Origin of the sequence: Shinella sp. (assembly GCF_052438155.1) — a bacterium.
In the GTDB taxonomy this organism is placed as follows: Bacteria; Pseudomonadota; Alphaproteobacteria; order Rhizobiales; family Rhizobiaceae; genus Shinella.
Genome location: NZ_JBQVPI010000034.1, coordinates 1 through 20,346 on the forward strand (window position 1 = coordinate 1; position 20,346 = coordinate 20,346).

The 20,346-nt window shown below is 59.9% G+C and carries 19 protein-coding genes, 1 tRNA gene and 3 pseudogenes; 8 read left to right on the plus strand and 15 right to left on the minus strand.

Annotated features, from left to right (window positions below; all coding sequences use genetic code 11):
• From ACT6VE_RS30385 to ACT6VE_RS30400, 4 genes are all read left to right on the plus strand, one after another.
• On the plus strand, window positions 1–196 hold a 196-nt coding region (locus tag ACT6VE_RS30385), incomplete at its 5' end, for a dATP/dGTP pyrophosphohydrolase domain-containing protein (protein ID WP_444801983.1).
• Window positions 193–363: a hypothetical protein gene (locus ACT6VE_RS30390; protein ID WP_444801984.1), complete on the plus strand. Its 171-nt coding sequence runs from the start codon at window positions 193–195 to the stop codon at window positions 361–363. The genes ACT6VE_RS30385 and ACT6VE_RS30390, both read left to right, overlap by 4 nt.
• Complete coding sequence (locus ACT6VE_RS30395) at window positions 363–989, plus strand: hypothetical protein (protein ID WP_444801985.1); 627 nt, start codon at window positions 363–365, stop codon at window positions 987–989. The genes ACT6VE_RS30390 and ACT6VE_RS30395 overlap by 1 nt, the downstream gene beginning before the upstream one ends.
• A 14-nt stretch (window positions 990–1,003) precedes the next feature.
• Complete coding sequence (locus ACT6VE_RS30400) at window positions 1,004–1,396, plus strand: tyrosine-type recombinase/integrase (RefSeq protein WP_444801986.1); 393 nt, start codon at window positions 1,004–1,006, stop codon at window positions 1,394–1,396.
• Between the two features lie 61 nt (window positions 1,397–1,457).
• On the opposite strand, the gene ACT6VE_RS30405 is transcribed toward ACT6VE_RS30400, so the two are convergent.
• The 3 genes from ACT6VE_RS30405 to ACT6VE_RS30415 all read right to left on the minus strand — a co-directional run bounded on the left by ACT6VE_RS30405 (window position 1,458) and on the right by ACT6VE_RS30415 (window position 2,866).
• A tRNA-Arg gene (locus tag ACT6VE_RS30405) sits at window positions 1,458–1,534 on the minus strand.
• A gap of 23 nt (window positions 1,535–1,557) precedes the next feature.
• Window positions 1,558–1,863: an ETC complex I subunit gene (locus tag ACT6VE_RS30410; RefSeq protein ID WP_444801987.1), complete on the minus strand. Its 306-nt coding sequence runs from the start codon at window positions 1,861–1,863 to the stop codon at window positions 1,558–1,560.
• A gap of 511 nt (window positions 1,864–2,374) precedes the next feature.
• Window positions 2,375–2,866, minus strand: a complete 492-nt coding sequence (locus ACT6VE_RS30415; protein WP_444801988.1) for a hypothetical protein — start codon at window positions 2,864–2,866, stop codon at window positions 2,375–2,377.
• Window positions 2,867–2,988: 122 nt separating this feature from the next.
• Here ACT6VE_RS30415 and ACT6VE_RS30420 point away from each other — a divergent pair.
• Both ACT6VE_RS30420 and ACT6VE_RS30425 read left to right on the plus strand, forming a co-directional pair.
• Window positions 2,989–3,078, plus strand: a pseudogene (locus tag ACT6VE_RS30420) (LysR family transcriptional regulator); the annotation flags it as partial.
• Window positions 3,079–3,222: 144 nt separating this feature from the next.
• Window positions 3,223–4,289 (plus strand): annotated as a pseudogene (locus tag ACT6VE_RS30425) (IS3 family transposase); the annotation flags it as partial.
• A gap of 146 nt (window positions 4,290–4,435) precedes the next feature.
• Here the strand turns inward: ACT6VE_RS30425 and ACT6VE_RS30430 are convergent.
• Window positions 4,436–5,171 (minus strand): annotated as a pseudogene (locus ACT6VE_RS30430) (IS3 family transposase); the annotation flags it as partial.
• A gap of 462 nt (window positions 5,172–5,633) precedes the next feature.
• Between ACT6VE_RS30430 and lexA the strand changes: the two are divergent.
• On the plus strand, window positions 5,634–6,356 hold the full coding sequence (lexA, locus tag ACT6VE_RS30435; RefSeq protein ID WP_444801989.1) for a transcriptional repressor LexA: 723 nt from the start codon (window positions 5,634–5,636) through the stop codon (window positions 6,354–6,356).
• A gap of 258 nt (window positions 6,357–6,614) precedes the next feature.
• On the opposite strand, the gene ACT6VE_RS30440 is transcribed toward lexA, so the two are convergent.
• Both ACT6VE_RS30440 and ACT6VE_RS30445 read right to left on the minus strand, forming a co-directional pair.
• Complete coding sequence (locus ACT6VE_RS30440; RefSeq protein WP_444801990.1) at window positions 6,615–8,903, minus strand: ComEC/Rec2 family competence protein; 2,289 nt, start codon at window positions 8,901–8,903, stop codon at window positions 6,615–6,617.
• 52 nt (window positions 8,904–8,955) lie between these two features.
• Complete coding sequence (locus ACT6VE_RS30445; RefSeq protein WP_444801991.1) at window positions 8,956–9,162, minus strand: hypothetical protein; 207 nt, start codon at window positions 9,160–9,162, stop codon at window positions 8,956–8,958.
• Between the two features lie 48 nt (window positions 9,163–9,210).
• On the opposite strand from ACT6VE_RS30445, the gene gltA reads away from it, so the two are divergent.
• The gene (gene gltA / locus ACT6VE_RS30450; RefSeq protein ID WP_444801992.1) at window positions 9,211–10,500 is read left to right on the plus strand and encodes a citrate synthase; all 1,290 of its coding nucleotides are present in this window, start codon (window positions 9,211–9,213) and stop codon (window positions 10,498–10,500) included.
• 29 nt (window positions 10,501–10,529) lie between these two features.
• Here the strand turns inward: gltA and lpxB are convergent, their stop codons facing one another.
• From lpxB to ACT6VE_RS30495, 9 genes are all read right to left on the minus strand, one after another.
• Window positions 10,530–11,708, minus strand: a complete 1,179-nt coding sequence (gene lpxB / locus ACT6VE_RS30455) for a lipid-A-disaccharide synthase (RefSeq protein WP_444801993.1) — start codon at window positions 11,706–11,708, stop codon at window positions 10,530–10,532.
• Window positions 11,705–12,583 (minus strand): LpxI family protein, encoded by an 879-nt coding sequence (locus tag ACT6VE_RS30460; RefSeq protein ID WP_444801994.1) that lies wholly within the window; start codon window positions 12,581–12,583, stop codon window positions 11,705–11,707. Before ACT6VE_RS30460 ends, lpxB begins: the two co-directional genes overlap by 4 nt.
• A 5-nt stretch (window positions 12,584–12,588) precedes the next feature.
• A complete protein-coding gene (gene lpxA, locus ACT6VE_RS30465) occupies window positions 12,589–13,407 on the minus strand; it encodes an acyl-ACP--UDP-N-acetylglucosamine O-acyltransferase (RefSeq protein ID WP_444802021.1) in 819 nt (272 codons plus the stop codon).
• Window positions 13,404–13,871 carry a 3-hydroxyacyl-ACP dehydratase FabZ gene (gene fabZ / locus ACT6VE_RS30470; protein WP_444801995.1) on the minus strand — a complete coding sequence of 156 codons (468 nt, stop codon included), beginning with the start codon at window positions 13,869–13,871 and terminating at the stop codon, window positions 13,404–13,406. Before fabZ ends, lpxA begins: the two co-directional genes overlap by 4 nt.
• Window positions 13,864–14,931, minus strand: a complete 1,068-nt coding sequence (gene lpxD, locus ACT6VE_RS30475) for a UDP-3-O-(3-hydroxymyristoyl)glucosamine N-acyltransferase (RefSeq protein ID WP_444802022.1) — start codon at window positions 14,929–14,931, stop codon at window positions 13,864–13,866. Before lpxD ends, fabZ begins: the two co-directional genes overlap by 8 nt.
• Window positions 14,932–14,981: 50 nt before the next feature.
• Entirely contained in the window at window positions 14,982–17,342 is a 2,361-nt protein-coding gene (bamA, locus tag ACT6VE_RS30480; protein WP_444801996.1) for an outer membrane protein assembly factor BamA, read from the minus strand.
• A 239-nt stretch (window positions 17,343–17,581) separates the two neighbouring features.
• On the minus strand, window positions 17,582–18,715 hold the full coding sequence (rseP, locus tag ACT6VE_RS30485; RefSeq protein ID WP_444801997.1) for an RIP metalloprotease RseP: 1,134 nt from the start codon (window positions 18,713–18,715) through the stop codon (window positions 17,582–17,584).
• A gap of 25 nt (window positions 18,716–18,740) precedes the next feature.
• Window positions 18,741–19,574 carry a phosphatidate cytidylyltransferase gene (locus tag ACT6VE_RS30490; RefSeq protein WP_444801998.1) on the minus strand — a complete coding sequence of 278 codons (834 nt, stop codon included), beginning with the start codon at window positions 19,572–19,574 and terminating at the stop codon, window positions 18,741–18,743.
• A complete protein-coding gene (locus ACT6VE_RS30495; RefSeq protein WP_444801999.1) occupies window positions 19,574–20,320 on the minus strand; it encodes an isoprenyl transferase in 747 nt (248 codons plus the stop codon). Before ACT6VE_RS30495 ends, ACT6VE_RS30490 begins: the two co-directional genes overlap by 1 nt.
• Window positions 20,321–20,346: the final 26 nt, after the last annotated feature.

Here is a 20,346-nt window from a genome sequence, read left to right on the forward strand (position 1 = left end):
TGCCATTGTTCTCGTGTTGATGGAGAACTTGTCATGGACAGGGTCATTACTGAGAAGAAACGAGATGGCTCCGATGAACTTGCCGGCTCTCCTCGCCAAGCAGCGGAAGAACATGGCCCGTTCCTGGCCCGACTGGCGGACGATGAGCGAAGACAGCGCGATCGAGCATGATCGATCGAAGGAGCCGGGAGAATGACGGCGCCGGCCCTCATAAAACAGGCGGAGCTTCGGCGTATGGCATCCATCGCCAAGAAAGAAGGCGTGCGAGTCGAGGTCAACGGGAAGATTTTCCGAATTTCCCCCGATATCCCCGATAATCACAAGGTCGAACGGCTTGTCAAATATGAGGACATAGCCTTCTGATGGCGGACATGCCCCGCAAGCCATTTCTGTCCCACGAAAAAACCAGACACGATCGATGGGTTTGGTATTTCAAACGCCATGGGAAACGCGTTCGGTTGCCGGACGAATATGGCACACCGCAGTTCAATGCAGCATACGAACGGGCATTGACCGGCAGCTCTGCCTCGCCAGAGCCACTTAAGCCAAAGACCGGCACATTCAAGTGGCTGGTCGGGCAGTACAAACGAAGCGCCGCCTTCTCCGCCCTTGCCCCTCTAACCCGGCAAGCTCGGGACAATATGCTGATCGCAGTTCTGAAGGACCCGAAGGTTGCCGAAATGCCCTACGGCGCCATATCTCGCGCCAACATAAAAAAGGGCATAGACAAGAGAGCCGCGACCCCGAACGCGGCGAACAACTTCCTGAAGACCATGAGCCACCTTTTCAAGTGGGCCGTGGAGGCAAAGCACCTTGAAACCAACCCGGTTTCCGGCGTCTCAAAGGTCACGATAAAGACCGATGGCTTTCACGCATGGTCGGTCGAACAAGTGGAGAAATACCGGGCGCATCACAAGCTTGGGACGAAGCCGCGGCTCGCGATCGACATCATGCTCTTCCTTGGACTGCGCCGTTCGGATCCGTGGTAGTCGGACGCCAGCATATGAAGGATGGGGTGATATCCCTGCGAACTCAGAAGACCGGCGTCTGGGTTCATCTCCCGGTTTTCAAGCACCTACAGGAATCAATTGACGCGACGCCGACCGGCGATCTGGCCTTCCTTACTACGGAACGAGGAAAGCCGTTCAGCTCCGGCGCATCATTTGGGAATTGGTTTGCAAAGCAATGCACACTCGCGGGTCTGCCGGACGAATGCCGTGCACACGGGCTGCGAAAGGCGGGCGCCACGATAGCTGCTGACGAAGGTGCGACTGCCCACGAGCTGATGGCGATGTATGGCTGGTCTCGTCTCACCATGGCAGAGACATACACGAGGGAAGCCGAGAAAAAGAAGTTGGCGCGAGGCGCGTCGGAACGCCTGTCGAACAGAATGTAGGTCGCACCTTTGACCCTACTCGGTCGCACCTGTAGTGAAATCAACATCTTAAATAGTGTGTTGGCGACCCCTGCAGGGCTCGAACCTGCGACATTCTGCTTAGAAGGCAGATGCTCTATCCAGCTGAGCTAAGGGGCCGTTACCGGTGGCGCCGGTGAACTTTAGTGGGTCCAGGGCTGCATACGGTTGAAGCGAAAGTTATCCGGATAGGCGACGCGCTTGCGGGTCGCTTCCTTGGGCTCGATCAGGCGATATTCGATGCCGTTGCGTGTCGCGTAGGCAATTGCCTCTTCGCTGGTTTCGAAAGTGAGCTTGACCTGCTGGTACATGTCGCCGGAGCTCGTATAGCCCATAATCGGATCGATCGTCCGCGGCGTTTCGGCGTCGAACTCCAAAACCCAGAGGTTAGTCTTGGCCTTGCCGGACTGCATGGCGGTCTTGGCGGGACGATAGATCTTCGCGGTCATCGAAGCGGCTCCAGAATTCTCGCATAAAGGCGCACCGTTGTGCCGTCGCGCGTCCGAGAATGCATAACCCAGATTCCGTAAAGGGGGAATGACCGGAAGAGCATTTGCCATCAAGACGCTCGCAGATGGTCGGAGTGGAGAGATTCGAACTCCCGACCCTCTGGTCTCAAAGCAGTGACACTGCCTACGAAATCGGCATTGTTGATATCTGGAAACGCCCGATAATGCCCGTTCGTTCCCGCTAAATTCCGTTGTTCCGCTGGCGGTAAGTTGGCGGCAAATCCGACTCCCCTCGAACGAGAACATTCGACCAATGGCCGGATGCTCGAGAGGAGTCAAGTCGCTTTCTTTTCATCAGGTTCGCCCGGCCGCTGCTTTCGAGGGCCTTTGCGGTTTAGCACCTTATGAACCTCGGAATACTCGCCAGGAATCAGCTGGGCATAGACCTGCCGGATAGCCTCAGGCGTCGTCGATACGTAATGGGCGACAGCCTCAATCGACACCCCTTCCCTCAATATGCTGTGTGCTTGAGACTGCGTCTGTTCAATACCTTTGCGTGTTCCGGGGGCAACACCTCACTTTTGAGTGTGTAAAAGCCTTTCCGGCAATCCACTGGTCGACCTTGGTATTCGATAAGGTAGCAGCAGCCGTCTACCTCGTGCCATTTCCTCATCAGATGAACGAGACGATCAGGCAATAGGACGGGGTCTGCTCTCTTGTTTGCCGCGACGTCCTCTCCGAGCGCCGATCGATAGAAGATTACCTTCTTCAGATCGATCCACGGACGACCTGGCTCACGGACAAACGATGCATCCTGGATGCGCGCTGCGCGCGTCCCCGTCCAGGCGGCAACAACAATGAACTTGCCGATATGCGCCGCCACACGCTGACACTTCACGGTCGGGCGATCCTCAATCGACCCGCCGCGCGCTTCCATCTCCTCGAGCCAGCCCTTACGCCCCTCCCGCGACGTATGGCATTTGCCCATAGCCGCTTTGTACATGGCAGTCAGCTCGTCTATTTCACAATAGTCGATACGGTTCTTGAGCCGTGCCGGCTGAGCATAATCGAGCTGATCCGCACTTAGCCTTACGCGGCTCTGCTGTGCGGCATATTTGATGATCCCAAGGACTGACCGATATCGTCGCGGGGCGCTTCGATGCGGGTATCCGCTTGGGTGAGCAAGTCCAGAAAGACATGGTGGCAGTCAAGGTCTGAATAGCCCCGCGTTTCGTAGACGTTCTCGGGTTAGGTTTTCTGCTGTTTCTCGAACTCGACGAGCGACAGCATCCCGATTGACCTGCCGCTGCGAATTTCCTCCAGAATTGATTAGCGTCCGGCCCATTGAAGGACGGACGCATGAAGAAGCAGAGATTTACGGAAGAGCAGATTATCGGTGTTTTGCGTGAACAGGAGGCTGGAGCGAAGGCGGCCGACCTGTGCGGCAGGCACGGAATTTCAGAAGCGACGTTTTACAACTGGAAGGCCAAATACGGCGGCATGGAAGTGTCCGAGGCGAAGCGCTTGAAGGCGCTCGAAGAGGAAAACGCCAAGCTGAAGAAGTTGCTGGCCGAGCAGATGCTGGACGTTGCCGCGCTCCGCGAGCTTCTTTCAAAAAAGTGGTAGGGCCCGCCGCCAAGCGTGACGCGGTCACGCATCTGAAGGCCGTTATGGGGCTTTCGGAACGGCGGGCCTGCCAGATTATATCCGCCGACCGCAAGATGGTTCGCTACCGATCCTGCCGACCGCCTGAAGTCGAGCTGCGGGCGAAGCTCCGAGATCTGGCCAATGAGCGCCGGCGTTTCGGATACCGACGGCTGTTCATTCTGCTTCGGCGTGATGGAGAGCGGTCCGGCGTCAATCGCATCTACCGACTGTATCGGGAGGAAGGTCTTTCTGTACGCAAGCGGAAAGCCAGGCGGCGCGCTGTCGGCACCCGTGCGCCGATCCTCGTCGAAGCAAAGGCAAATGCCCGCTGGTCGCTGGATTTCGTTCACGACCAGTTCTCCTGCGGCAGACGCTTGCGTGTGCTCAACGTTGTCGACGACGTCACGCGCGAATGCTTGGCGGCAATCTCGGACACATCGATCTCCGGTCGTCGTGTCGCACGAGAACTGACGACGCTTATTGAACGGCGAGGCAAGCCCGGCATGATTGTCTCCGACAATGGGACCGAACTGACCTCGAATGCCATCCTTGCCTGGTCGAAGGATCATAAGGTCGAGTGGCACTACATCGCGCCAGGAAAGCCAATGCAGAATGGATATATCGAGAGCTTCAACGGCCGCATGCGCGACGAGTTGCTCAATGAGAGCCTGTTCTTCGGCCTCGACCACGCCCGCAGCGCCATCGCGGAATAGGCGGACGATTACAACAATTTCCGGCCGCACTCATTGCTCGGATACCAGACCCCGGCAGACTATGCCGGGATCATCGCCGCAACCGGCTCCAACGCTACGCGATGTGGAAGCTTCGCGTAGCGTTGGAGCCGGTTGCTCACACCGCGCCATTTGGCGTATCAAAAACCGCCGAGGCTCTAATCGCTGCCGGAGGAAAGTTCAGGGGAAGGTCACCGGGAATAAAGATCTATGACGACGGCCAGATAGGCAAAACCTTCGCTGGTACGGATGTAGATGATGTCGGTGACCCAGACCTTGTCTGGAGCCTCGACGTCGAATTGCCGATCCAGCGTGTTGTCGATGACAACGGAAGGTCTGCCACCATAGACGCTGGGACGGCGTTTGTAGCCGATCTGAGCCTTGATACCGGCAATCCGGGTCAGGCGGGCAGCCCGGTTGGGGCAGCATGTCTCGCCGTGATCGAGCAGGTCGTCATGAAGCTTGTGATAGCTGTAGACCTTGCCGATCTCTTCCCAAGCCGTCTGGAGCAGATCGATCTGCCGCTTGTCCTCGCAGGCACGCTTGCTCAACGGCATCCGAAGCCAAGCATAAAACCCGCCGGGATGGATGCGGAACAGGCGGCACATCATTCGCACCGAAAACCGCTGTTGATGCTGGGCAATGAACGCGTACTTTACTTTGCATCCCTAGCGAAATACACGGTGGCATTTTTTATAATATGTCGCGTTCCTGGGTGAGACGCGCCAGCTCCTTCTTGAGCCACCTGATCTCTTTTGCCTGGTAACTACCCTGCTCACCGGGCGTCGAAGAAAACTTCTTCTTCCACTCATAGAGAGAATGCTGGTTGACACCCAGCCGCTGCGAAACTTCCGAAACCGGATAGCCCCGCTCAGTGATCTGACGCACCGCGTCACGCTTAAAATCGTCGCTGAAATTAGCTTTGCCCATATCCGCCTACTACCTCAAATTTAGGAAGGAAGACGTCTACAAATCTCAGGGCTATTCATGTTGATGAATTTCGCGACGCCGAACCAGCCAACATTTTGGAACTCATCGTTGAGCTAAATGCCACAAACCGTGTTCAATAGCCAAATCCGCAAGATGGAGTATTATGGAACTTAGAAACATCGAATAAGTTATTATTATTAAACGAAATCAATAGCATAGAAGGCTAGCTGAATTTAAAAGTCACACTTTTGGTGATTCTGGCGGTTTCGTCGCGAAAAAGTATCGAAATTTCAGAACCTTATTGTATTGGAATCTAGATTAATTGTCGCCATTTCAAGGACCGAAATCTGGATTAATTTCCACGCCACCAACACAGCCTCTGCAGGCGCGGCTCTTGCAGAACACATATGGAACAGATAGTGTATGTTCTATATTTGTTTCGCGATTCTGGAGTGGGCGGCGATGTTGACACGTAAGCAACAGGAACTTCTCTTGTTCATCCATGAACGGATGAAGGAATCTGGCATACCGCCATCTTTCGACGAAATGAAGGATGCTCTGGATCTTGCATCGAAATCGGGTATCCACCGGCTGATTACGGCACTCGAAGAGCGAGGCTTCATTCGTCGCCTGCCCAATCGCGCACGCGCACTGGAAGTCATCAAGCTTCCGGAGGCGTATTCGCCCAGCCTGCAACCGCGACGCGGCTTTTCCCCGGCCGTCATCGAGGGGAGTCTCGGGAAGCAACAGGTAACAGCTGCGCCGCCCCAGCGCACGTCAAGCCAGGCAGACATGCCCTCCTCCGTTTCCGTGCCGGTCATGGGGCGTATCGCGGCGGGTGTGCCCATCTCGGCCATCCAGAACAATACCCATGAAATCACTGTGCCTGCAGAAATGATCGGTGGCGGGGAGCATTATGCGCTGGAGGTCAAGGGCGATTCGATGATCGAGGCCGGTATCCTCGACGGCGACACTGTCATCATTCGCAATACGAACACTGCCAATCCCGGTGAAATCGTCGTGGCGCTGGTCGATGATGAGGAAGCGACGCTGAAGCGCTTCCGCCGCAAGGGTGCATCGATTGCGCTTGAGGCCGCCAATCCGGCCTACGAAACCCGTATTTTCGGGCCGGATCGCGTCAAGATCCAGGGCAAGCTCGTCGGCCTCATTCGCCGCTACCATTAAAGCCTGTCGCGTAAGCGCGTGCAGCGCCAGAGCGACATGCGAAAAATCGGATACCCAAAGCGCGAGACGTGAAGCTGAAATATCGCGACATGCTTTAATCGCCCTTGCCAGCGTCATAAGTAGCTGTGCGCCAATCGTATGTGCGGTGTCGTGACCAGGGGCGGTGAAGCGTTTCGACGGCCGAGCCAAAGAGGGTGTCGGAGACGACGGGGTGTGCTTGATCGACCGCCGACTGGATTTCCAGGGCGCCGGTCTGCCTCAAATGTCGAACCGTGATGAGGCGCGCACCTGAGCGGCAAGTCTCCAGCCGGATTGCCACCGGCACGATGACGAGATCCGCCCGTCGCACGCCGTACCGAGGAAGGCGAGGTCTTCCAGCGCCACGATACGCCATCCGCTGGGTGAAACAGCGGCGCAAAAGGCTTTTGTCTCGCAGATGAAGCCGGTGCGGATGCGGGCTGCATCGAGTGCTGCGGCCATGGCTGCTTTGGCCTTTTGCCGGTCCGCTTTTCGGCGGGGCCGCTTCTGCCTGACCTTGTTTGTGGGCTCTGCGTTCTTGGCTTCCACCGCCAGTCCGTCCGTTTTACGAATTTCAGGTTTCATCAATCCGTCGAGGCGAAGGGCGCGCCGCCATTGCGCGTAGATGAAATCCGGGGGGCTGGCGCGGTTGACCGCTGCTTTTTCGCCAAGCAGAATCGCAACCAGGCGGCCATCTTCCGACACGAGAATCTCCGGCCTCGTGCCTCCGCCGGGCCAGCAGGCGACAAGGATACCGAAGACGACGAGAAGCGTGCCGGCGTGGCGCAGCCGGGTCCGCAGAAGGCAGACAAGGCCGCCGCCGATGCCGATGAGCAGGAAGGCGATCTCAGGGATGCGGCCGGTGACGACCTCGCCCTTCCAGCTAGCAACCCATGTCGAAAGCATGATCATCCACTCGATGCCCTTGCCCATGATCGCAAAGGGAATGGCATCGAGGCCAAAGGGCATCAGGAGAACGGCGATGAGACCGAAGGGCATGACGATGACGCTGATCAACGGCATGGCCAGCAGGTTGCCAGCAAGCCCACAGGCCGGGATGCGGTGAAAATGGCCGATGGAGTAGATCAGTGTCGCAAAGCCGCCGATCAGCAAGGAGAGGATGAGTCCGCCGAAGAAGCGGCCGGCAGCGCCGCCAAAGAGCGCAAACGGCCCTCCCCGGCTTTCGCGCTGAACCGGACGCTCGCGCCACGCGGCGTAGCCGGCAACAAGGCCGAGCGTTGCGGCGTAGGACATTTGAAAACCGGGATTCGTCACGGCAGAGGGCGTGACCAGCAGGATGAGGATCGCCGAGATCGCCACGTTGCGCAGGCTGATGGCCGCTCGCCCGAAGAGGACGGCGATGAGCATCACGCAGATCATGATCCAGGACCGCACCGCGGAGATCGCGCCACCCGAAACCAGAATGTAGAGCGTCACCATCACCAGGGCGCCGCCGGCCGCGAACTTTTTGGTCGGGTAGCGCTCTGCAAAGCCTGGAATCAGCGCCATCAGCATGCGCGCACCGACGAGGAAGGTCCCGGCGGCGAGCACCATGTTCAGTCCGGAAATGGCGAGGACATGGGCAAGGCCCGCCTGCCGCAGCGCTTCCACCGTATCCTCCCCGATCGCCCGCTGCTCCGCGGTGACAAGGGCAGCGGCGATGGCCCCCGCGTCCCCGCCGATGCGTCCCCGAATATGCTCGGTGAGGTTGTTTCGCCATGCGGCGATCCGTTGCCGTATCCTGTCGTCCAGCCCGGGTTCGTCTACCGCCACGGCGGTGGGCGCTCTGTAAAAGTAGCCAACAGCGCCCGTGCCGGCGAAATACGCATCGAAGGTGAAGTCGTTGAGCCCCGCCAACGCAGGACCAGAGGGTGGGCCAAGGCGCGCGCGCCCCGCAATGCCGCCGCCGATGGCAATCGGCTCATGCCGGCTTCGGGCGAGTAGCGTAACCACGCCGGGCGCGCGCTTCAGGGTGGGCTCGCGCGTGGTTTCGAGTGCAATGCGATAGCGGATTGCACCGCGATCGTCGCTCTCGCGAGAAAGGACGCGGCCCCTCACCTCCGTTGTCACCGGCGCATCCAGGATGATGGTGCCAAGGCGGGCGGTCTCGGCAGCAGCAAGCAGCATGCCGAGCGGGATGAGGAACGCGCCACCCGCCGCGAGCGCCACGAGGCCTTCGCGATGCCGCAACCGCAAGGCGGGCCAGAGCGCTGCACAGGCAAGCAGGATCAGCGCATAGGGCGACGGATCCGACTCTGCGGAAAACCACAGCGCGGCGCCCGCACCGAGGAAGACTGGAACGAAGAGGAGGAAATGACCGTGCGCGCGCTCCTCGGCAAAGGCGGCTGCCAGCGTTTGCCGCCTTGCAAGGCGTTCGTAGAGATGACTGGCGGCACGCAGGAGAAGAACGAAGACCAGCCGGCGTGGTTTTTCAAGTGGCGCGACCGGTGGAGTTTCCTCGGCGGGCGCACCGCGCCAGGCATCAGCCTCGGACGCCGTCCACCGTTCCGCGATGTCGATCCTGGCCATGGCTCGGCCCCACCCGTTCCCACTGGCACTATGCAATCGAATGGAGAAATCTTCAATCTGCAGTACGCGTCGAAAACGCTAAGCCGGGCATAAAGGATGCGCCCTCCGCATCGAGGAAAGCACCCTCAAAAGTTGCTTGCAACTTCATGGAAAGGGTAGATATTGCGTTGCCGGAAAGCCTGTTTTCGCAATGCACAATTTGCCTTTCGTATTGCTTGGCAGCATCGGACAAATGGGTTAGCAAAACGAGCATGTTCATGGATACGGCACAGCTTCGTGCCACCATTGGAAACAACGGAGGATCGTTATGACAGGAACTAGCGCGGGTGTGTCGGTCGGTGGCAAGACGGTGGACTTGCCGACGCGATCCGGTACGATCGGCCCCGATGTGATCGACATCGGCACGCTGTACAAGAATACCGGCACCTTCACCTACGATCCCGGCTTCACCTCCACCGCCTCTTGCGAATCGAAGATCACCTATATCGATGGTGACGAAGGCGTTCTGCTGCACCGCGGTTATCCGATCGAGCAGCTGGCCGAACACGGCGATTTCCTCGAAGCCTGCTACCTGCTGTTGTACGGCGAACTGCCGACCAAGGCGCAGAAGGATGACTTCGACCACCGCGTCACGCACCACACCATGGTGCACGAGCAGATGTCGCGCTTCTTCACCGGCTTCCGCCGTGACGCCCACCCGATGGCCGTCATGTGCGGCTGTGTCGGCGCGCTCTCGGCTTTCTATCACGACTCGACCGACATCACCGACCCGCACCAGCGCATGGTTGCATCGCTGCGCATGATCGCCAAGATGCCGACGATCGCCGCCATGGCCTACAAATACCATATCGGCCAGCCCTTCGTTTACCCGAAGAACGACCTCGACTATGCGTCGAACTTCCTGCGCATGTGTTTTGCCGTGCCGTGCGAAGACTATGTGGCGAACCCGGTTCTGGCTCGCGCCATGGATCGCATCTTCATCCTGCATGCCGATCATGAGCAGAACGCGTCGACCTCCACAGTGCGCCTCGCCGGCTCGTCGGGCGCCAACCCGTTCGCCTGCATCGCGGCCGGCATTGCCTGCCTCTGGGGCCCAGCGCATGGCGGCGCCAACGAAGCGGCCCTGAACATGCTCGCCGAAATCGGTTCGGTCGATCGTATTCCGGAATATGTCGCCCGCGCCAAGGACAAGAACGATCCGTTCCGTCTGATGGGCTTTGGCCACCGCGTTTACAAGAACTACGATCCGCGCGCGCGCATCATGCAGAAGACGACGCACGAGGTTCTCAACGAGCTCGGCATCAAGGACGATCCGATGCTGGAAGTCGCGATGGAACTCGAGCGCATCGCGCTGACGGACGAGTACTTCATCGAGAAGAAGCTCTATCCGAACATCGACTTCTACTCCGGCATCACGCTGAAGGCGCTGGGCTTCCCCACCACCATGTTCACCGTGCTCTTCGCGCTCGCCCGCACGGTCGGCTGGATCGCCCAGTGGAACGAGATGATCGAAGATCCGGAACAGCGCATCGGCCGCCCGCGCCAGCTCTATATCGGCGAACCGAAGCGCGATTACGTGCCAGTTTCCAAGCGCTGATAGCGAAAAGATGAAATGAAAAAGCCCGGTCAGTTTCGACCGGGCTTTTTTGTTGCGAGAAGATCGAGAATGACCGCCGCGCCGGTTTCGCCGGGCGGGCGGACGGTTCGCATGCTTTCATGCACGAGGTCATAACCTTCCAGCATGGCGCGACGTTCGGTCGTATCGCGGGAAAGCCGCTCGAACCAACGCGTGAGGCTGCCCGGGCGTACCTGTTCGTTGAGATATTCCGGCACGACGGTGTAATCCGCAATGAGGTTGGGAATTGCGGCGGTCCAGATTTTGATCTTGCGGAGGAAGAGGTTGGCGAGCCAGTCGAAGCGGTAGGTGGAAACGACCGGTACACGGGCCAGAGCCAATTCGAGAATGACGGTGCCTGACGCCGCAATCGCCGCATCGGCCTCTGCGAAAGCCTGCCACTTTTCCGCAGTCGAGACGGTGATCTGCGGCTTCACCGGCCAGTCGGCCGTCAGCTTGCGCACAAGCGCTTCCTGGCGCGGCACGGTCGGCAGCACAAAACGGGTGGCGGGATTGCGCGCCGTCATCTCCCGCGCCGCATCGGCAAAGACCGGCAGCAGACGGGTAATCTCGGTTGCGCGGGAGCCGGGCAACAGCAGGCAAAGACGCGCGTCGGAAGTGTGATCCGTCTGCGCTAGGCGCGCCGCGCGGACCCGCTGGACGTCAGGATCGCTGATCAACCGGTGACCGACGTAAGTCGTTGCAGGGCCGCCGAGGCGCTCCATGACAGCCGGTTCGAAAGGCAGCAACGCCAGGACATGGTCGACATAGGCGCGCATGCGTGGCGCGCGCTCTTCCTTCCAGGCCCATACGCTCGGGCAGACATAATTGACCACCGGCAGGCCCGGCAGGGCTTTGCGGACACGGCGCGCGACGCGATGGGTGAAATCCGGGCTGTCGATGATGACCAACACGTCCGGGCGCTCGGCGATGATCGCGTCCGCCGTCTGGCGAATGCGCCGCAGCAGGGATGGCAGGCGCTTCAGCACCTGCGATATGCCCATGATGGAAAGTTCGGAAAAGTCGAACAGGGAGGTGAGCCCCTGCCGTTCCAGCGCCTCCCCGCCGACGCCAACGAGTTCGATCGAGCCGCCATGGGCTTCGCGCAAGGCTGCGATCAGATCACCGCCGAGCAGGTCGCCCGATACCTCGCCGGCAATCACGCCGACCTTCAGTGCCGTATCCGTCATCGCTGGTTCTCCACCCTTCCCGGCACGATGCCCGTGACGAAAAGGCCGTGCGCATCCGCTTCCGCGACAAGCGCCTCGCGCTCCAGCACCAGCGACCGCCCCGCCTCGACAGCGATACCAGCGAGGCCTGCTGCGCGGGCGCGCCGCAACGTCTCGACGCCGATCGACGGCAGGTCGGCCCGGAGATCCTGCTCGGGTTTGCAGAGCTTGACCAGCACGCCCTTACGACGCGCAGAGATGCGGCCCGAAGCGCGCAGCTGCGCCACACGCTCCAGCATCGCATCCGTGCCTTCCGCCCCTTCCAGCGCGACCACGCGACCGCCAAGCGCAACGGCACCCTGCCCCACATCCAGCCGGCCGAGTGCCAGTGCGGCAGCGGCGGCGGCGGCAATATCGGCTTCAGCCGCCGCATCCGGTGCAACGGCGCCAAGGGGGCCTTCGCTCCCCAGAAGGTTTGGCACGATTTCATGCGCACCGACGACATGCACACCTTCGCTTTCAATCAGGCGAATAACCATCTTGAGCACGGCGTCGTCACCGCCCTTCAGCAGTGTGCGAACAACGGACGGGAGCGCGAGCAGTGCCTTGAACGGTGCATGGATGTCGCGCCATTCGGGGCGGCGGCGGACGGAGCCAGACAGCACCGCGCGGCCGATGCCCTTGGCGCGGAACGCCGCACCGATACCGGCATAATTACCGATAGAGATCACCTGGTGGTCGAAACCGGACCAGTCCTCTCCGGACTCGTCGGTGAGCGCGAGAATATAGGGATTTTCGCCACGGGCGCGGGCCGCGTCGGCGACATAGCGTGGCAGGAGCCCTCCGCCGGCAATGATAGCCAGCCGGTCACGTTGTACGGGCCGGCCATCCGTCATGCCACTCAGCCCTTGTTACCCCGGTTCGGGGAGGACAGCGCGCGGTCACTGTCGGCGGCGATGAAGTCAAGGATGTGAATGACCGGTTCGCTGCCCGCATATTCGTCGCGGATCGCAGCGGCATTGACGCGGATGGAGCCTTCGCCCTCGAAAATCTGCTTGAAGGCGCGACGGACCTGGTGGATCGTCGCCTTCTCCATGCCGCCACGGCTCATGCCAACAACGTTGAGGCCACCCAGAATGCCGGGATTGCCGTTCAGCATGCCGTAGGGGATCACATCGTAGGACACGCCCGAAAGACCGCCGATGAACGCCTGGCGGCCGATGCGCGTGAACTGGTGCACGGCGGAACCGCCGCCAAGAATGACCCGGTCCTCGATCGTGACGTGACCGGCGAGCATGACATTGTTCGACAGGATGATGTGGTTGCCGAGCTGGCAATCATGCGCGACATGCGAGTTGGCGAGGAACAGGTTGTTGTCGCCCACCACCGTCTTGCCGCCGCCTTCGGTCGTGCCGGTGTTCATTGTCACGCCTTCGCGGATGACACACATGGCGCCGACGGAAAGCGTGGTTTCCGCCCCGTCGTGATTCACGCTCTGCGGATCACCGCCGATCACAGCATTGGCGAAAATGCGCGTGCCGCGGCCGATGACGGTCCGCCCGGTCACAACCACATGCGTCAGAAGCTCCACGCCCTCGCCGAGAACGACCTTGGGACCGACATGGCAGAAGGGCCCGACGACAACGTTCTCACCGATGACAGCGCCGTCCTCGATGACGGAAAGCGGGTGGATCTTCGCGCTGGCAGCAATCATTTTCAGGCGTCTTCCTTTTTCACGATCATCGCGCCGATATCAGCTTCCGCGACGAGTTGCCCATCAACTTTTGCGTCGCAGTGAAACTTCCAGATATTGCCGCGCTGCTTCTGCTTCGTGACGTGGTACTCGACGCGGTCGCCGGGCACGACCGGCTTGCGGAAGCGGGCGTTGTCGATCGTCATGAAGTAGACGAGGTTGCTGCCGACGCGCGATTTGCGCGCGCAGATCGCGCCTGCGGTTTGCGCCATGCCTTCGATCAGGAGCACGCCCGGCATGATCGGATGATCCGGGAAATGCCCCATGAAATGCGGCTCGTTGACGGTGACGTTCTTGATGCCGATCGCCGATTCGTCGCCGTCGATCTCGATGATCTTGTCGACGAGAAGGAAAGGATAACGATGGGGAAGCAGCGTCAAGATTTCCCGCAGGTCAGCCACGCCGAGCGTTGCCTTGGTCTCTTCACTCATCATTGCCCCCCTTTTTCTGGACTCGGGTACTGGAACGCAAGGCGATCTCCGCCATATCGCGCAGGAACTCGCGCATGGGCCGCGCCGGGACGCCGCCATATTTTTCGCCAGCCGGAACATCGGCGACGACGCCGCTCATCGCGGCAATCTGTACGCCATCGCCAATGGTGATATGACCGTTGATGCCCGACGCACCGCCGATCATGACGCCATCACCGATGCGTGTGCTGCCAGCGATGCCGACCTTGCTGACGATGCCGCAATGGCGACCGATGCGCACATTGTGACCGACCTGGACCTGGTTATCGATCTTGGTCCCCTCGCCGATGACCGTATCGTCCATCGTGCCGCGGTCGATCGTCGTGTTGGCGCCGATCTCCACATTGTCCTGAATGATGACGCGGCCGATCTGGACGATCTTGATCATGCCCGGCTTGAGGCCCGGCGCATAGCCGAACCCGTCCTGGCCGATGCGGGCGCCCGGATGAATGATGACATCGTTGCCGATCAACGCGTACTGCACGGTCGCACCCGCGGCGATGGTGCAGTTGCGGCCGATCCTGACACCAGCACCAATGATCGCCCCGGGGCCGATGCGCGTGCCCTCGCCGATCTCGGCGCCCTTGCCGATGACGGCCATGGGCTCGACGGAAACATCGGGTTCGAGGCGTGCTTCGGGATCGACATAGGCACTGGGGGCGACCCCAGCCGCAGCAGATGTCATCCCCTCTGGTCGCATGGCCGAAGGATGCAACAGTTCACCGGCGCGCGCAAAAGCAGTGTGGGGACGCGCGGAAACGAGGATGGCGATGTGGGGCGGAATGAGGGAGACGAACGCGCGGTCACAAAGGATCGCGCTTGCCTCGCTTGTCGCGAGCTCATTGCGGAATTTACGGGAGAGAATGTAACAGAGATCGCCGTTCTTCGCCCGATTTACGGGTGAAACAGTCCGCACAATGCGGTCGGCATGCGCGCTATCCGCTAGCTCCGCCCCAAGCACTACCGCCAGGTCACCCAGACGAATACCATCATGGGGCGGAAAAAACCAGTTATGTTCCATCACGCGATGACTCCAGAACGTCCGTTTTGCGCAGTTCTGGACTGCCCGTCTTAGAACTGGGTCGCGATGCCGAACTTGAAGCGCTGCGTCTCGTCGAAGTCTTCCTTCTTGACCGGGATCGCATAATCGAAGCGCAGCGGACCGAACGGCGACGCCCAGATGATGGAGGCGCCGACGGCAGCACGCAGGGTCATGTCCGTACCCTTGACCTTGTCGTCCATGCCAAATTGGTTGATCTTGACGTCGTTGCCGTAGACCGTGCCAGCATCGGCGAAGAACGCACCACGGAAGCCAGCGTCACGCGGCACGAATGGCAGCGGGAAGGACGCTTCTGCAGAGGCCGTGAAGTAGGTCGTACCGCCGAGCGCATCGCCCGTCGACGTTGCCCGCGGGCCGATCCCGCTGGATTCAAAGCCGCGCAAATCGCTTCCCGACAGGTTAAACTGGTCATAGACCTTGGTGTCGCCAAAGCCCCACATGTGGCCGCCGCTGACGGAGATCGAGCCGATGACATCGGCGTCTTCCAGAAGCGTATGATAGTAACGCGCCTTACCCGAAATCTTGTAGAACTCGGAATCACCGCCCAGCCCCGCAAACTCCTGCGTGACCTGAGCAAAAATGCCGTCGCGCGGGAGCGTGCGATCATCGATGGTATCGAATGTCACGCTATGCGCGATTGCAGAACGAACCCACGGACCATTGTTGACCACATCCCAGTACGGGCTGGACAACTCTTCCCTGTCATCCGGATCATCAAAGTCCAGCGAGGTCTTGTAATCGAGCTTTGCGTAGCTGTAGCGCAATGTCGTCGACAGGTCTTCCGTGATCGGAGCCGTCATACGCAGGTTGAAGCCGCGGGTATTCAGGTCATAGAAATCTTCGCTGCGGTCTTCATTGCTGAAGATATCAAAACCGGCTGCGAGGCGGTAGCCAAGGAAGTAAGGCTCCGTGAACGAAAGGTTGTAATCGCGGGAATTCTTGCCGGCACCGGCAGAAACGCGAATATACTGGCCGCGGCCAAGGAAGTTCCTCTCTTCGATCGAGGCCTCGAGCTTCAGGCCGCCCTTGTCGCCCGTTTCATAACCGGCACCGATACCGAACGAACCGGTCGACTGGTCCTGAACATCGACAACCACGACAACGCGGTCGGCCTCACTGCCTGGCGCTGTAGAAATGTTGACGGTCGAGAAATAGCCAAGTGCCTCAAGGCGACGCTTTGCGCGCGCGATGACATCCTGGTTGAAGGCATCACCTTCGCCGATATCGAATTCACGACGGATAACATAATCGCGCGTGCGGGTGTTGCCGCGAATCTCGATGCGCTCGACATAAGCCCGCTCGCCCTGGTCAACCAGATAGTCGACAGCAATCGTGCTGGAACCCGGATCGCGATTGCCGCGCGGCGTGACGCGGGCGAAGGGGTAACCCTTTGCCGCAACCCGCTGGGAAATCTCGGACATCGTGTCCTGGACGTCCTTGGCGCGGTACGTCTTGCCGGGGCGAGATTCGATCAGCCCTTGCAACTCTTGAGAATCAATACCTTCGACTGTCGATTCGACATTCATCTGACCGAAGTCATAACGCTGACCTTCATCGACCGTGAAGGTGATGACATATTCGTTGGTCGTCTCGTCAAGGACGGCCTCGGCCGAAACGATGCGGAAGTCGGCATAGCCGTTATTGAAGTAGAACTGGCGCAGCGTTTCTTCGTCGGCGCGCAGCTTGTCCTCGTTGTAGACGTCCTTGCGGGTCAGGAACGACAGGAAGTTCGACTTCTTGGTGATGATGACGGACTGCAGGCGGCTGTTGCTATAGGCCTGATTGCCGACGAAATTGATCTGCGAAATCTTGGTGCGATCACCCTCATCGACGACAAAGGCAAGGTTCACACGGCCATTGCCGAGCGGATAGGTCTCGGTGGTGACGGTCGCGTCGCTACGGCCGATGGAAGCATAGGCCTCACGGATCGTCTGAATGTCGGCCTCGATGGCGGTTTGGCTGAACGGGCCAAGCGACTGCGAGCGAAGCTGCGGCAGAAGCTTGTCATCCTTGATCTTGCGGTTGCCGTTGATGACGACCTGGTTGATCAGCTGGTTCTCGTTGACGGTGACGACAAGCGTGCTGCCGGAAACGGTGATCTTCACATCGGAGAAGTAGCCGGTCGCAAACAGCCGACGCACGGAAGCATCGATGTCCGTGTTCGAGAAATTCTTGCCGGGGGTAATCGTGACGTTGGCTTTTACCGTATCGGCACTGACACGTTCGGCGCCGCGCACCTGAATGCTGCGGATGACGGCCGCTTCAGCGGCCGTGGCGGAGACAAGCGTGGCAAAAGAGCCGCCCGTGACAACCATACTGGCCGACAATGCAACGGCCGACACGGCGTTCAAAAAGTTTGAACCAGCTTTCATCTTCACTACTTACCTTCGTTTCAACGTCCCGGCGGGCTTACACCCGATTCCGGTCACGTTTGCCGTTTTAACCGCTTTTGCCATACAAGCAAGGTCACGCGTTAATTTCTGTTTACTTCAATTCAAACCGTGGCCCTACGGCCACTAAATGCTTTTCATTACGGTAAACAGAGCCTTAGCAAGACTGCCCGCCGGGCCGCGGTCCCCCTTTAATTCCCGCCGGACGCGCCGGCAAACTTTCAGCCAAGAAGCATGGATATATCGTTCCAGGTCGCGAAGACCATCAGCATGAGCACCAGCGCCATGCCGATGCGAAATGCGATCTCCTGCGCCCCGGGCCCGACAGGCCTGCCCCGGATAGCCTCCACCGCATAGAACATCAGATGGCCGCCATCAAGTACCGGAACCGGCATAAGGTTCAAAAGTCCAATGGAAACAGAGAGGACGGCGGCAAGTTGCAGCAATGCGGCAACACCAAGCGTCGCCATCTGGCCTGAAGCCTGCGCAACACGGATCGGACCACCGAGCTGATCGGCCTTCATGCGGCCCGTCACGAGGTTCGACAGGTAGTCGAACGTGCCCGTCACGATATGCCAGCTTTGCAGCACGCCCTGCCCCACGGCCTCGATCGGACCATACTCAATAACCCGGAAATTGCCGGTCTCCTGGTTGGTCACGATGCCAATCTGGCCGAGTTCGATCTTGTTGCCGAACTGGTCGGTGATTTCGGCGCGCTGCGGCACCACCGGGAGATCGAGTTCGGCGCCATCGCGGCGGACGGTGACGGTGATCTTCAGCTCCGGGCGGACACTGACATAGCGGCGCACGTCATCGAACGTTGCCACGGGGTGTCCGTCGAGTGCGACGAGCAAGTCGCCCGGGAGAACCCCGGCTTCCTCGGCCGCGCTGCCCGGTCGAACTTCTGCAACGACAGGGTCGGCGACCTGCCGGCCGTAGATGACGAACATTACGGCAAAGATGGCGATGGCGAGCACGAAATTGGCGATCGGTCCGGCGGCAACGGTCACCGCCCGTTTCCACAGGGCCGCTCCGAGAAAGGTGCGCTTGCGTACGGATTCAGGTAGCGCCGCAACGGCGTTATAATCCGGAATGGAAGCCGGATCGTCGTCACCGAGGAATTTCACATAGCCGCCAAGCGGGATCGCAGACAGCTTCCAACGCGTGCCGTGCCGGTCGTTAAAGCCGAAGATCTCCGGGCCGAAGCCAACGGAGAAGGCTGTGATGCCTATTCCAGACCAACGCCCAGCCAGGTAGTGACCCATCTCATGCACGAAGACGATCAGCGTCAACACGACCAGGAAGGGAATGATATAGCCCGTCACAAAGCCAACGGAGCCAGCCAGCATTTCCATGATCCCAATCCTTAAGTCTTCGTGATTACGGGCCGAAAAGAAACACGCCGGCTGGCGCGTTTGCGGCACCTGACACGAGCGCATCGCCTAGCGCAATGAGGAACGCGGCGAAGCAGGCAAAAACAAGGCCGTCGACCCGGTCCATGACGCCGCCATGTCCCGGAATGAGGCGGCTCGAATCCTTCACACCAAATCGGCGCTTGATAAAGGATTCGAAAAGGTCGCCGACCTGGCTGAAGACCGAGAGCACAAACGCAATCATCGGTATCCAGAGGCCGTTCAGCGGGAAGAAGATCATATGGACCAATGTGCCGGCGATGACTGCCGATATGGCCCCGCCGATGGCTCCCGACCAGGTTTTTCCGGGCGAGATCGGTGGCGCGAGTTTCGGCCCACCAATTGCGCGCCCGATGAAATAGGCAAGGATATCCGTCGCCCAGACGACGGCGAAGATGAAGATCATCGCCGCAAAGCCATTCGCCGTATCGCCCCGGATTGCGGCAAGCGAGATGACCGTCAGGCCGGAATAGACGATGCCGCCGGCAAGCCAGCCGCTGCCCTTCAGGGCAAGGGCGTAGACGATGCCAACCAGGGTCGCGCCGATCAGCACAGGCAAGGCGAATTCATCGAAGCCGAAGACGACGAGCAGCGCGATGACCCCAACCGAAAACCAGCCGAACGCATTGGCGCGAAAATCCGTCTCCGGCAGGCGCGTGATCGTCGACCACTCATAATAGACGAGAAGCCCGATGGCTGATGCCAGCAGGCGAAAGGCAAAGCCGCCGAGCCAGGTCGCGGCAAGCACGACAATGGCAAGCACGATGCCGGAAAGGATGCGCAGGCGCAGTTCACTCTGCATCAGGAGCCCACCGCAAGCGTCTTTGCCGTCTGCAAGCCGCCGAACCGGCGCTCGCGTGCAGCATAACGCGACAGGGCCTCCAGAAAGGTCTCGCGCGAAAAATCAGGCCAGAAGTCGGGAATGAACATCAGTTCGGCATAGGCTCCCTGCCAGAGCAGGAAATTGGACAGCCGTTCCTCGCCACTGGTGCGGATGATGAGGTCGGGGTCAGGAATGCCAGCCGTATCAAGCGATGCGCCGATGCGCTCCGGCGTAATCTGTGAGGGATCGAGGCGCCCGGCGGCCACGTCGGCTGCAAGGGCCTGCATGGCGCGGGCAATCTCGTCACGCGCACCGTAGTTGAAGGCGATCACCAGTGTCGTTCCGGTATTGGCTCGCGTCGTGTCTTCCGCTTCCAGAAGGAGCGGCAGGATATCGCTGGACAGGTTCGCCCTGTCGCCGATGATGCGGATGCGCACGTTCTGCCGGTGCAGTACCGCGAGGTCACGCCGGATGAAGGTCTTGAGCAGCCCCATCAGGTCGGAGACCTCGCTCTGCGGGCGGCTCCAGTTTTCCGAGGAAAAGGCAAAGAGCGTGAGGTAGGAAACGCCGCATTCGGTGGCCGTTCTAACGGCTTCGCGTACGGCTTCCACGCCCTTGCGATGCCCCATGGCGCGAGGAAGGCCGCGCGCATTCGCCCAGCGGCCGTTACCATCCATGATGATGGCAACGTGGGCCGGTACGGTGCTGGGCGAAAGCTGGTTCATGAGCAATCCGAAAAAGAGAAATGAAT